This window comes from Pantoea sp. V106_11 (genome assembly GCF_029967885.1).
GTDB classification, from domain to species: Bacteria; Pseudomonadota; Gammaproteobacteria; order Enterobacterales; family Enterobacteriaceae; genus Pantoea; species Pantoea ananatis.
Genome location: NZ_JASCAK010000037.1, coordinates 591,884 through 605,140 on the forward strand (window position 1 = coordinate 591,884; position 13,257 = coordinate 605,140).

The following is a 13,257-nucleotide window of genomic DNA, read 5'->3' on the forward strand; positions in this document are numbered from 1 at the left end:
ATTAAGGATGAGCTGTTATGCGCATGGGGTTGCTGTTATTCGCTTTATTGCTGGTGGGCTGTAGCCATCATGCACCGCCCATTAACAGTCGCCTCTCTGACTCCATCACCGTGATAGCGCAACTCAGAGATCAACTGGGAAGCTGGCGGGGCACGCCTTACCGTTATGGTGGCATGAGCCGCGGCGGGGTGGACTGTTCAGGCTTTGTCTACCTGACGTTTCGCGACAGGTTTGATCTGCAACTTCCCCGCACCACTTCCGCACAAAGCGATATTGGCACCCGCATCAGCAAAGACGATCTCTTGCCCGGTGATCTGGTGTTCTTCAAAACGGGGAGTGGTGAAAATGGCCTGCATGTGGGCATTTATGACACGGATAACGCTTTCATCCATGCGTCCACCAGTCAGGGCGTAATTCGCTCTTCGCTGGATAATGTCTACTGGCGGAAGGTCTTTTGGCAGGCGCGCCGCATCTAATTTCTCCGCTGGAAAACCAGTGGGTTTGTGCGGATTAAATCAGAAAAAAAACGGACCTGGAAAAATATTCTTAATTCGGATTTAACCGGTTCGTTTTATTTATAACACCGGACCTAAGAATGTTTTTCACGGTTAACAGAATTGTTCCTGGAATTATTTGGCTTAAAGTTTATTTTTTTAGCCTAACGGTAATGAAGCGATAAAAATATCCATCTCATCAGTCCTTTGCTACTATTGCCAGTATGTTTTTAATCATATACGATGCACTATCGCCACATATTCTGGCTGTAAAATGAAAATTCACCTGTCTGCCGACTACCAGTCGGAAATTTGGTTTTATGCCGCCTGTTCTCAGGAAGGGCACTTAACCGCCATTGAGCTGGCTACGCAGTTCGTGCACGAGAGTGCGCCGATCACGTTGCCGCAGGATGTTCTGTTGCCTCAGCTTGATGAGACACAGCGCCTGCGCCTGCTGCAGCGCCAGATCTCGCTGCTGGAAAAACACCAGACGTTTTTTGAAACCCATCACCTGCTGGCTTTTATGCCCGTCGATGAGGGCATGGCGAACACCATTCTCGAGAGTGAGTTTCTGACGCGCAAAATAAAACAGCTTCCTTTTATAATGCTGGATATCAGCGAAACGTTTCTCTCGCTGAATTTGGGAAAAAATAACCCATTACTCGCCGCGTTAAATCGTGAGTTTAAATTGTCTCTGTCCCATTTTGGCGCAGGGAAATCCTCCACGACAGCCGTTTACGATAATCTGTTTAGCTGTATCAGACTGGATAAACACTTTATTCACTCACTGTCTAAACGTGCTTCTTTTTTACCATTTATGCAAAGCATCATCGATAATTTCCGCAGCCATTGCGATCGGATGATTATTTGTGGTGTGGATGATGAAATTTTACTGGATAAAGTTAGCCAGCTCAGTAACGTCCACCTCCAGGGTGCGCTGTTTCCAGTGGTTAAATCAGACGCCTTTGAGACGTTAATCTACTCTGAGCAATTCCTGCACACTCCCTGATACTCGCACGCCTGCCGCCTGTCCAATCCTGGTCATCAACGCTACACTGTGGGTTTTATCACACGATACCCGGTGTCGTTGGGAGAATTGATGATCTTTGATAACAGCTGGTTTCGTGAGCTTCCTGGCAGCTATACCGCGTTAAACCCTACGCCACTTGCGGGCGGCCGACTGCTGTATCACAACGCGCCGCTGGCGAAGGCAATGGCACTGGACAGCGCATTGTTTTCCGGGCAGGGCCATGGCGTGTGGTATGGTGCCGCGTTATTACCCGGCATGGCACCGCTGGCCCAGGTCTACAGTGGGCATCAGTTTGGCGTCTGGGCCGGTCAGTTGGGGGATGGCCGCGGTATTCTGCTGGGCGAACAGCGGCTGGAAGACGGTCGCAGGCTCGACTGGCACCTGAAAGGCGCCGGGCTAACGCCTTATTCGCGCATGGGCGACGGTCGTGCCGTGGTACGCTCCACGGTGCGTGAATTTCTCGCCTCTGAAGCGCTGCATCATTTAGGCATTCCCACCACGCGCGCACTCACCCTTGCCGTTAGCGACGAGCCCGTTTACCGCGAGACCGCCGAACGTGGCGCGATGCTGATGCGTATTGCACCGAGTCACCTGCGCTTTGGGCATTTCGAACACTTTTTTTACAGCCAACAGCCGGAACAGGTCAAACAGCTGGCAGACTATGCCATTCGCCACCACTGGCCGCAGCTGGTGGATGAGGCCGATCGTTATCAGTTGTGGTTTGCCGATATCGTGCTGCGCACTGCGCGACTGATCGCCCAGTGGCAAAGCGTGGGCTTCGCTCATGGCGTAATGAATACCGACAACATGTCGATCCTCGGCCTGACCCTCGATTACGGTCCCTATGGTTTTCTGGATGACTATCAGCCGGATTATATCTGCAATCACAGCGATTATCAGGGCCGCTACAGCTTCGAGAATCAGCCCATGATTGGCTTATGGAACCTCAACCGTCTGGCCCATGCGTTATCGGGGTTAATGAGTACCGAACAGCTCAAACAGGCCTTAAGCGGCTATGAGAATGCGCTGATGCGCGTCTGGGGAGAGCGGATGCGGGCGAAGCTGGGCCTGCTGACGGCCGATGCCGGGGATAATGAGATTCTTACCGAATTACTCAGCTTAATGAGTCAGGAACGCAGCGACTATACGCTCACGTTCCGTCTGTTAAGTGATACGCAGCAGGCGGAGAGCCGTTCGCCACTGCGGGATGAATTTATCGATCGTTCTGCTTTTGATCGCTGGTATCAGCGCTACCGTCAACGCCTGCTGCAGGAGCAGGTTGGCGATGCCGAACGGCAGCAGGTGATGAAAGCCGCCAATCCAGCCGTGGTGCTGCGTAACTACCTTGCTCAACAGGTGATAGACGAGGCGGAAAAGGGAGAGAGCGGCGCGTTGGCGCGTTTACATCAGGCGCTTCAGCAGCCTTTTAGTGACGCGGCGGCCGCTGAATATCGTCAACGGCCACCGGACTGGGGCAAGACACTGGAGGTCAGCTGCTCAAGCTGATTTACAGACGGTGAGAAACCGCCTCAGCTAACAGCGCAAGGACCTCTTCGCTGTCCTGCCAGCTGAGGCAGGGATCGGTGATCGACTGACCGTAAGTCAGGGGTTCACCGCTCACCACTTTTTGATTGCCTTCCTCAATAAAACTTTCAATCATTACCCCGGCAACGGCGCGAGAGCCGCTTTTAATCTGCCCGGAGACGTCCAGTGCAACATCGCGCTGACGGCGATGCTGCTTGAGGCAGTTGCCGTGGCTGAAATCAATCACCAACTGCTGCGGCAGACCAAACTCAGCTAAACAGGCAGCGGCTTCGGCAACGTCGCCTGCATGATAATTAGGCTGTTTGCCGCCACGCAGAATCACATGGCCGTGCGGATTCCCGCTGGTCTGGTAAATCGTCATCTGACCTTGTTTGTCGGGCGACAGAAACATATGGCTGGCACGGGATGCACGAATGGCATCCACGGCAATGCGGACGTTTCCATCTGTTCCGTTTTTAAAACCGACCGGGCAGGAGAGCGCCGAGGCCATTTCACGATGGATCTGGCTTTCGGTGGTCCGGGCGCCAATTGCCCCCCAGCTAATCAGATCGGCAATAAACTGGCCGATCACCATATCCAGGAATTCGGTGGCGGTCGGTAAACCCAACGCATTGATATCAATCAGTAGCTTGCGGGCGATGCTGATGCCGCGATTAACGTCAAAGCTACCGTCCAGATCGGGATCGGAAATCAGGCCTTTCCAGCCCACAACCGTGCGTGGTTTTTCGAAATAGGTGCGCATCACGATTTCCAGCCGATCCTGATAACGCTCACGCAGGGCGACCAAACGCTGAGCGTAGTCCAGCGCGGCGACCGGGTCATGCAGCGAACAGGGGCCAATCACCACCAGCAGACGGGGATCTTCTCCGGTCAGAATGCGGGCAATGCGCTTGCGTGCGGCGGTGATGTTATCGGCCATGGTAGTCGAAAGCGGGTGTTCAGCTGCCAGACTGGCAGGGGAAATCAGGCTGCCAATGCGCGCGGTGCGCAGTTCATCAGTTTTGTTCATGGTGTTCTCTAAGCTTTTTCTTCGCAGCGGTGAAATACCGGGAAGTGATGATGGTCACAATAAACCATTAACCTGCGAATTCAAGCGACAACATGATAATGAAAGTCAAAATGACGGCAGCGGGACGTTACAGCGCCGCCGTCGGCAATTGACTAATACATGCGGCGCGTCAGGCCCATGATATCGAGGATTTTCGTCGCAATCTCTTCCACAGAGTAGTTGGTACTGTTGAGGTAGCGAATCTGGTGAGTGCGAAACAGCGCTTCAACTTCACCCACTTCCAGCCGACACTGGCGCATAGAGGCATAGCGGGTATTTTCTGCGCGCTCCTGACGAATGGCCGCCAGGCGTTCCGGATCGATCGTCAGGCCAAACAGCTTGTGCTGATGCTGACGCAGGGCGGGAGGCAATTTCAGATTATCCATGTCGTCGGCGATAAACGGATAGTTAGCAGCACGGATACCGAACTGCATGGCAAGATACAGGCTGGTGGGTGTTTTGCCGCAGCGCGAAACGCCTAACAGGATCACCTGCGCATCCTCCAGGCCGCGCAACGAGATGCCGTCATCATGCGCCAGCGTGTAATCGATTGCCGCAATACGGGCGTCGTATTTGCCGAGATTGCTGGCATCAAGCCCGTGGGTGCGGTGCGCAACCGGTGCCGGTGACAACCCCAACTCCTGCTGAAGCGGCGCGACCAGTGCCTGCACAATGTCCTGGCAGAAGCCTTCGCTCTGCACAATGATGTCACGGACTTCAGGCGTAACGATGGAAAAAAACACCAGTGGGCGCACGCCGCTTTGCTGATAAAGCGCATTGATTTGCGCCTTAACGGCCTGCGCACGCTGTACGTTTTCAACAAACGGCAGGGTCACGCTCGTGGTGTTAACCGGAAACTGAGATAACACGGCATGGCCTAATACTTCGGCTGTAATTGCTGTCCCGTCGGAAATGTAGAAAACGCTTCTGTCGGTGGTCATAAGTCGTGCCTCGGGCAGGGAAGTCGTAAAAACAAGTGAGATAATATAAGCATGCCTTCAGGGGCAAGTGTAGTCTGGGGCATCGTTTCCCTCTCGCTTTTGCATCATGACGTCACCTGTTCCCTCTTTTTTTTTGCGCCATTAACACCGCCTCAGGTGACAGACAACGCCTGTGTTTGTTGCGCAACAAAAACGCCGCATAACAGGCAGTAAAAAAAATAATGAGCGAATTATCAGCGTATTAGCAAAAAATAAGGGCCTTGCGCAACGCTGAAAAAAACCAGGCGCAATTCTGAAACTGTGTCTGAGAATCTGCTTTAACGATTCAACAGATCGTGTTTAATCAGACGTTATGCCAGGCTGGATTTGTTAATAGCAGGATTTTCCATGTGCCCATTCATTAATAAAGGATCAGTTCAATGTCCAATAAAGGCGAACAGCCGTTAGTACTTTGGTACAACCAGCTTGGCATGCATGATGTTGATCGGGTGGGAGGCAAAAATGCTTCTCTGGGTGAGATGATTACCAATTTGTCATCTCTGGGCGTGTCCGTTCCCAACGGTTTTGCGACCACCTCCTGGGCCTTTAATCAGTTTCTTGAGCAGAGCGGTCTGAACCAGCGTATTTATGCTTTGCTGGATGACACCAATATTGATGATGTGGATCAACTGGCGAAGGCGGGTAAGCAGATACGCCAGTGGGTAGTCGAAACCCCGTTCCAGCCTGAACTGGAAGCCGCGATTCTTTCGGCCTATGAGCAGCTCTCTGCCGACGATGCTGAGGCATCCTTCGCCGTGCGCTCATCCGCCACCGCCGAAGATATGCCTGACGCGTCCTTTGCCGGCCAGCAGGAAACTTTCCTGAACGTGCAGGGCATCGAGTCAGTCATGGTGGCAGTGAAACACGTTTATGCCTCACTGTTTAACGATCGCGCTATCTCCTATCGCGTCCATCAGGGTTACGACCATCGCGGCGTGGCGCTGTCGGCGGGGATTCAGCGCATGGTGCGATCCGATCTGGCGTCCTCAGGGGTCATGTTCACCATTGATACCGAATCGGGCTTTGATCAGGTGGTGTTCATTACCGCCGCGTTGGGCCTGGGCGAAATGGTGGTACAGGGCGCGGTGAACCCGGACGAGTTTTATGTGCACAAGCCGACGCTGGCTGCGAAACGTCCTGCTATCGTTCGCCGCAACATGGGCTCGAAAAAGGTGCGGATGGTTTACGCCGACTCGCGTGAACATGGCGAGCAGGTGCGCATCGAAGATGTGGCGGAAGCCGAGCGCGATCGTTTCTGTCTGAGCGATGCCGAAGTGGAGGCGTTGGCCCATCAGGCGGTACTGATTGAGCAACACTACAAGCGCCCGATGGATATTGAGTGGGCCAAAGACGGCCACACCGGGAAGTTATTTATTGTCCAGGCGCGCCCTGAAACCGTGCGTTCCAACGGTCAGGTCATGGAGCGTTACAGCCTGCAGGGACAGGGCAAGGTGGTGATTGAAGGCCGTGCGATTGGTCACCGCATCGGCGCCGGTACCGTCAAGGTCATTCACGATATCAGCGAAATGAACCGCATCGAAAAAGGTGACGTGCTGGTGACCGATATGACCGATCCCGACTGGGAACCGATCATGAAAAAAGCCTCCGCCATTGTGACGAACCGCGGCGGCCGTACCTGCCATGCCGCGATTATCGCGCGTGAGCTGGGCATCCCGGCGGTGGTTGGCTGTGGCGATGCCACCGAGCGGCTGAAAGAGGGACATACCGTTACCGTATCCTGTGCTGAGGGCGATACCGGCTATGTCTACGATGAACTGCTCGACTTCGACGTCACCAGTTCGCAGGTTGATACCATGCCGGACCTGCCGCTTAAAATCATGATGAACGTGGGCAACCCGGATCGCGCGTTCGATTTCGCCTGTTTGCCAAACGAAGGGGTTGGTCTGGCGCGGCTGGAATTTATTATCAACCGCATGATCGGCGTGCATCCAAAAGCGTTGCTGGAGTTCGATCAGCAAACCCCTGAACTGCAGAAGCAGATTCGTCAGATGATGAAAGGTTTTGACGATCCGGTTGAGTTTTACATCGCCCGTCTGACCGAAGGGATCGCGACGCTGGGCGCGGCGTTCGCGCCGAAGCGCGTTATTGTCCGCCTGTCGGATTTTAAAACGAACGAATATGCCAATCTGGTGGGTGGAGAACGTTACGAACCCGAAGAGGAAAACCCGATGCTGGGGTTCCGTGGCGCAGGCCGCTATGTCTCCGAGAGTTTCCGCGACTGTTTCGCGCTGGAGTGCGAAGCGGTGAAGCGCGTACGCAACGAGATGGGGCTGACCAACGTGGAAATCATGGTGCCCTTTGTGCGTACGGTCGATCAGGCTCAGGCGGTGGTAGAGGAATTGGGTCGCCAGGGACTGAAGCGCGGCGAGAACGGGCTCAAGGTCATTATGATGTGTGAAATCCCCTCGAATGCCCTGCTGGCCGAGCAGTTTTTACAACACTTTGACGGTTTCTCCATCGGCTCTAATGATATGACTCAGCTGGCGCTGGGGCTGGATCGCGACTCCGGCGTGGTATCGGCCTTGTTTGATGAGCGTAATGAGGCGGTCAAAGCGCTGCTGTCCATGGCGATTCAGGCGGCGAAAAAACAGGGCAAATACGTAGGAATATGCGGTCAGGGGCCGTCAGATCATCAGGATTTCGCGGCCTGGTTGATGGAGCAGGGCATCGACAGTCTGTCTCTGAATCCGGACACCGTGGTGGAAACCTGGTTAAGCCTGGCGGCGCTAAACAAACCCGCCTGAGGTGATGGATAACCTCCGATGCCAGAAGGCCAGCGCAAGCTGGCTTTTTTTTTGCTTTTTGACAGGCAAAAAAAAGCCCATCACAGGGGATGGGCAAAGACTACACACAGCAATTCTTTACGCTACTCAGGGGAAATTAGGGCGTTTAGAAATCAGTAACTTGATTTCCAACATAGGAAACATGGTATTCACACGGCTCGCTGGCGTCTTTAAGAATCCTCTTATTAGTTTAAAGGAAATAATATTTTGACGGCTAGGGAGAGCGTTTCGGACCGTTATTATGTTTAGAAAGTAATCATTTTAAGGCGGGAGAGGGGCTAAAGGCGTAAAACATGCGTTTTATCTTAAAGTACGCTAATGAAAAAAAGGCTGGCGATATCTTAATCAGCCAGCCCACTTAACGAGTACTAATCATATAAAAGGAGGGATCAGGGCTTTTGCTCCGGTGATTCACTTACCACGCTTAGCGGATCGGCCTGCGGCGCAGGCACTTCATGCATCCAGACAGAGACCAGTCGGTAAGAGACAGCCAGCACAACCGGCCCGATAAACAGGCCGATCATACCAAACGCGATTAATCCCCCGATAACGCCGGACAGAATCAGAATCAGCGGCAGATCGGCGCCCATACGAATCAGCACCGGCCGCAAAATATTGTCCAGCGTGCCCACCACACAGCTCCAGATCAGCAGTACCGTGCCCCAGGTGGTGTCTCCACTCCAGTAGAGATAAACAATCGCGGGCACCAGCACCAGCAGCGGGCCGATCTGCACCAGGCAGCAGAGGATCATCAACACGGTCAGCAAGGTGGCGTAGGGGATACCGGAAACGGCTAACCCGATACCGCCCAGTACGCCCTGCACCAACGCAGTGACGACAACGCCCAGCGCCACCGCGCGTACTGCCTGTCCGGCCAGCAATACGGCAGCATCACCGCGTCGGCCAGCCATGCGCCAGGCAAAATGCCGGATGCCCTGTGCCGCCTGCTCACCGCGCCAGTAGAGAAGGACGCTGAACAACAGCATCACGGCCAGGTGAATCATAAAACGGCCAAAGTGCCCGGCCTGCGCCACAAAAAAACCGGTGGTACGGCCAACATAAGGTTGTAACTTCGCCATGATCGCTGCGCCGCCGCCCGCCACCAGTTTCTGGTAACTGGCATACAGTTTCTCACCCACCATGGGAATATCGTTGAGCCAGCTCAGAGTGGGTAACATATGTCCCTGAGTCGCCCAGGCGATGACCGGTGCGCTGTTATCTATCAGGCTGTTAACCAGCAGGGCAACCGGGATGATAAACAGCAGGAGCAGCAGGATAGTCATCACAATGACCGCCAGCGAACGCCGCCCCCACAGCAGGCGCTGTATCTTCAGCATCAGGGGCCAGGTGGCAATAACCACCATGCTTGCCCAGGCGAAGCCCAATATGAATGGCTGGACAACCCACAAGCACGCGGCGATCAGGAGTAAAATAAAAATCAGGGTAAATAACATCTGGGGAAGATCAATCTGCCGTTCCAGGCTTTTCATCTTGTGCGTTACCTCATTGGAATTCGTCAACTCAGGGGATGACGCTGCCCCGTAATCATGGGCTATTTCAGGGCGTTTAAACAGGCTTGTAAAGAAAAGGTTTCAGCCCTTCCTGAAAAAACGACAGCGCGGTGGGAAATGTGATAAAACTGAGGATTAAAGCAAGATACAGACGCAAACCTACACAACATCTTTGGTCACATACTCCATGATCCCACAGATTTCTCAGGCACCGGGTCTTATCCAGCGGGTGCTGACGTTTCTTGAAACCCTCAAAGCGCAGGGTTTCACCGGCGATACCGCCACCAGCTACGCCGACAGACTTTCGCTTTCAACCGATAACAGCATCTATCAACTCCTGCCCGATGCGGTGCTTTTCCCGCGCTCGACGGCAGACGTGGCACTGATAGCCCGACTGGCGGGTGAAGCGGCGTTCTCCAGTCTGGTCTTCACCCCGCGCGGTGGCGGCACCGGGACCAACGGTCAGTCGCTCAATCAAGGCATCATTGTGGATATGTCGCGCCACATGAACCGCATCCTGGAAATCAATACCGAACAACGCTGGGTGCGCGTCGAGGCTGGGGTAGTCAAAGATCAACTTAATGCGTACCTGAAACCTTTTGGTTTCTTCTTTTCACCGGAGCTCTCCACCAGTAACCGCGCCACCCTGGGCGGCATGATTAACACGGATGCATCCGGTCAGGGCTCGCTGGTCTACGGTAAAACCTCTGACCATGTTTTAGGGCTCAGGGCCGTGCTGCTCGGCGGCGATATTCTGGATACCCGACCGGTGCCTACCGCGCTGGCTGAAAATCTGGCGCAAACGCCCACGCCTGAAGGCCGAATTTATCAGCAGGTGCTCACCCGCTGCCGTGAGCATCGCGAACTGATTCTGGAGAAGTTTCCTAAGCTCAACCGCTTCCTGACCGGTTACGACTTGCGCCACGTGTTTAGCGATGACATGCAGACCTTTGACCTGACGCGGCTGCTGTGTGGTGCAGAGGGAACGCTGGCGTTTATCAGCGAAGCCCGTCTGGATATCACGCCGCTGCCCAAAGTCCGGCGCGTGGTTAATATTAAATATGACGCCTTCGATTCTGCGCTTCGCAATGCCCCCCTGATGGTCGAGGCGCAGGCGCTGTCGGTGGAAACGGTTGACTCGAAAGTGCTCAATCTGGCGCGGGAAGATATTGTCTGGCATTCCGTGCGCGAGCTGATTACGGCTATCCCGGATAAAGAAATGTTAGGGCTGAATATCGTTGAGTTTGCCGGGGATGATGCCGGGCAAATCGATCGGCAGATTACACAGCTTTGCGCCCGTCTGGATACGTTGATGACGCAGCAGCAGGGCGGGGTGATCGGCTATCAACTCTGTGACGATCTGGACGGTATTGAACGCATCTATAACATGCGTAAAAAGGCGGTGGGCTTACTCGGTAATGCCAAAGGCCGTGCCAAACCGATCCCCTTTGTTGAAGATACCGCCGTTCCACCTGAACACCTTGCCGACTATATTGTTGAGTTTCGCGCGCTTCTGGACAGCCATGGTCTGAGTTATGGCATGTTCGGTCACGTGGACGCTGGCGTGCTGCATGTCCGTCCGGCCCTGGATATGTGCGATCCCCATCAGGAAATGATGATGAAGCAAATTTCCGATGAGGTGGTTGCCTTAACGGCACGTTATGGTGGCCTGCTGTGGGGAGAACATGGCAAGGGATTCCGCGCGCAGTACAGTCCGGCCTTTTTTGGCGAAACGCTGTTTAACGAGCTGCGCCGCATTAAAGCGGCCTTCGATCCCCACAATCGTCTCAATCCCGGTAAGATTTGTACGCCTTTCGACAGCGAGGCGGCGATGATGCAGGTAGATGCGACGAAACGGGGCAGCTACGATCGTCAGATCCCCCTTCAGGTACGAGAAACCTGGCGCGGTGCGCTTGAGTGCAACGGTAACGGATTGTGCTTTAACTTCGATGCCCGCAGTCCGATGTGCCCGTCAATGAAAATCACCCGTAACCGCATTCACTCGCCGAAGGGGCGCGCGACCTTAACGCGGGAATGGCTTCGGTTGCTGGCAGAGCAGGGCGCCGATCCGGTGATGCTGGAGAAAAAGCTGCCGGAAAGTTCCCTGTCGCTGCGCGCGCTGATAAGCAGAATGCGCAATACCTGGTATGCCAATAAAGGGGAATATGATTTTTCGCATGAGGTGAAAGAGGCGATGTCCGGCTGCCTGGCCTGTAAAGCCTGCTCGACCCAGTGCCCCATAAAAATTGACGTTCCGGCCTTCCGCTCGCGTTTTTTACAGCTTTACCATACACGCTATTTGCGCCCGCTCAGCGACTATCTGGTGGCGGGCGTAGAAAGCTACGCGCCCCTGATGGCGAAAGCACCGGGGGTGTTTAACTTTTTCCTGAAACAGCCCTGGGCGACCTCATTCAGTAAGACACACATTGGCATGGTCGACCTGCCTTTATTGTCCTCGCCCACGCTCAAGCAGCAGTTGAGTGGTCATCCGGCGATGAATATGACGCTGGAGCAGCTCGAAGCGCTCAGTGAAACACAGCGAGCCCAAAAAGTGCTGGTGGTGCAGGATCCCTTTACCAGTTTCTATGAAGCCAAACTGGTACATGATTTTATCCGGCTGATTGAGAAACTGGGATACCAGCCCGTTCTGCTGCCGTTCTCACCCAACGGCAAAGCGCAGCATGTGAAAGGCTTTTTGCAACGCTTTGCGCGTACGGCCAGTAAAACAGCCGATTTCCTGAATCGCGTGGCAAAGCTGGGCATGCCGATGGTGGGGATCGATCCGGCAACGGTGCTCTGTTACCGCGATGAGTATCACCAGATGTTGGGCGAGGCCCGTGGCGATTTCAACGTGCTTCTGGTACATGAGTGGCTCCATCAGGCGCTGCAGGAACGTGAGGTGCAGGTCACCAGCGGAGAAGCATGGTATCTGTTTGCTCACTGTACCGAGGTGACCGCTCTGCCGGGCACGCCCGGTCAGTGGCAGGCGATCTTCTCACGCTTCGGCGCAAAGCTCGAAAACATCAATGTGGGCTGTTGCGGCATGGCCGGCACCTACGGTCATGAGAGCCAGAACCTGGAGAACTCCCTGGGAATTTATGCGCTGTCATGGCATCCGCAATTGCAGAAGCTGCCGCGCCAGCGCTGCCTGGCAACCGGTTTTTCCTGCCGCAGTCAGGTCAAACGCGTGGAGGGCAACGGCATGCGTCATCCTCTTCAGGCACTGCTTGAGTTAATCTGAAAAGGTGAGGCGACGCCGGACGCAGGTTGGATTAGAATATCCAGCCTGCGTGCCTGACGAATTCACTCTGCAATACGGTGGCTTGTTCCCATTCACCGGTTATCGCGAGTTGATGACACAGCTGAGTCAGGGAGAGTCGCGCCAACTGGTAAGCCTGGATGCGAAACAGCCGGTCACGATCCGGGTTTTGCATCTCCTGGACCAGCCGGTGGTGAAGTTTGCCCATGGCATGCAGATAACTCAGGTCATCGCCATTCAACTGGCAGATCTCTGCCATGTCTAAACAGGTATCGTTAAACTGACGCAGTTGCTGAATCGTACATTCAGCCCGGTTGAGTTTGGCCTGTGCCAGGTAAAAATCAACGGTGAGATCGCGAACCGAAAAACGGTATTCATCGAGTTTATGTTGAAGCCAGGCTGAAACCGATAACGACATAACGCGCCTCAATGTTGAATGATAATAATTATCATATTCAACTGGAGCGGGAATGCAATTCCCCGGCAAGAAATTTTTTTCGATTTATCTCACCTGTCGGTATAATCGGAAATAACAATCTGTTTACATGCCAGAAAGGCGTAACCTATCAATACAGGCATTATCGTA

9 protein-coding genes and 1 other RNA gene are annotated in these 13,257 nt (G+C 54.1%); 5 read left to right on the forward strand and 5 right to left on the reverse strand.

Annotated features, from left to right (window positions below; all coding sequences use genetic code 11):
• Window positions 1–17 precede the first annotated feature (17 nt).
• From QLG08_RS21590 to QLG08_RS21600, 3 genes are all read left to right on the forward strand, one after another.
• Window positions 18–476, forward strand: coding sequence for an NlpC/P60 family protein (locus QLG08_RS21590; RefSeq protein ID WP_013025584.1), 459 nt, complete (start codon window positions 18–20; stop codon window positions 474–476).
• A 292-nt stretch (window positions 477–768) separates the two neighbouring features.
• Complete coding sequence (locus tag QLG08_RS21595) at window positions 769–1,503, forward strand: EAL domain-containing protein (protein WP_105091431.1); 735 nt, start codon at window positions 769–771, stop codon at window positions 1,501–1,503.
• Window positions 1,504–1,593: 90 nt separating this feature from the next.
• The gene (locus tag QLG08_RS21600) at window positions 1,594–3,030 is read left to right on the forward strand and encodes a protein adenylyltransferase SelO (protein WP_022622477.1); all 1,437 of its coding nucleotides are present in this window, start codon (window positions 1,594–1,596) and stop codon (window positions 3,028–3,030) included.
• Between the two features lies 1 nt (window position 3,031).
• On the opposite strand, the gene QLG08_RS21605 is transcribed toward QLG08_RS21600, so the two are convergent.
• Together QLG08_RS21605 and QLG08_RS21610 are read right to left on the reverse strand one after the other, a co-directional pair.
• Window positions 3,032–4,078: a 3-deoxy-7-phosphoheptulonate synthase gene (locus QLG08_RS21605; protein ID WP_013025587.1), complete on the reverse strand. Its 1,047-nt coding sequence runs from the start codon at window positions 4,076–4,078 to the stop codon at window positions 3,032–3,034.
• Between the two features lie 152 nt (window positions 4,079–4,230).
• On the reverse strand, window positions 4,231–5,058 hold the full coding sequence (locus QLG08_RS21610) for a pyruvate, water dikinase regulatory protein (RefSeq protein ID WP_013025588.1): 828 nt from the start codon (window positions 5,056–5,058) through the stop codon (window positions 4,231–4,233).
• A gap of 419 nt (window positions 5,059–5,477) precedes the next feature.
• On the opposite strand from QLG08_RS21610, the gene ppsA reads away from it, so the two are divergent.
• Entirely contained in the window at window positions 5,478–7,862 is a 2,385-nt protein-coding gene (gene ppsA / locus QLG08_RS21615; RefSeq protein WP_013025589.1) for a phosphoenolpyruvate synthase, read from the forward strand.
• A gap of 65 nt (window positions 7,863–7,927) precedes the next feature.
• Here the strand turns inward: ppsA and rprA are convergent.
• Together rprA and ydiK are read right to left on the reverse strand one after the other, a co-directional pair.
• Window positions 7,928–8,036, reverse strand: an RNA gene (gene rprA, locus QLG08_RS21620) — antisense sRNA RprA.
• 254 nt (window positions 8,037–8,290) lie between these two features.
• Complete coding sequence (gene ydiK, locus QLG08_RS21625) at window positions 8,291–9,391, reverse strand: AI-2E family transporter YdiK (RefSeq protein WP_014605961.1); 1,101 nt, start codon at window positions 9,389–9,391, stop codon at window positions 8,291–8,293.
• A 208-nt stretch (window positions 9,392–9,599) separates the two neighbouring features.
• Here ydiK and QLG08_RS21630 point away from each other — a divergent pair, with 208 nt between their 5' ends.
• Complete coding sequence (locus QLG08_RS21630) at window positions 9,600–12,653, forward strand: FAD-binding and (Fe-S)-binding domain-containing protein (RefSeq protein WP_116584540.1); 3,054 nt, start codon at window positions 9,600–9,602, stop codon at window positions 12,651–12,653.
• 31 nt (window positions 12,654–12,684) lie between these two features.
• Here the strand turns inward: QLG08_RS21630 and QLG08_RS21635 are convergent, their stop codons facing one another.
• On the reverse strand, window positions 12,685–13,089 hold the full coding sequence (locus tag QLG08_RS21635) for a hypothetical protein (RefSeq protein WP_014605959.1): 405 nt from the start codon (window positions 13,087–13,089) through the stop codon (window positions 12,685–12,687).
• Window positions 13,090–13,257: the final 168 nt, after the last annotated feature.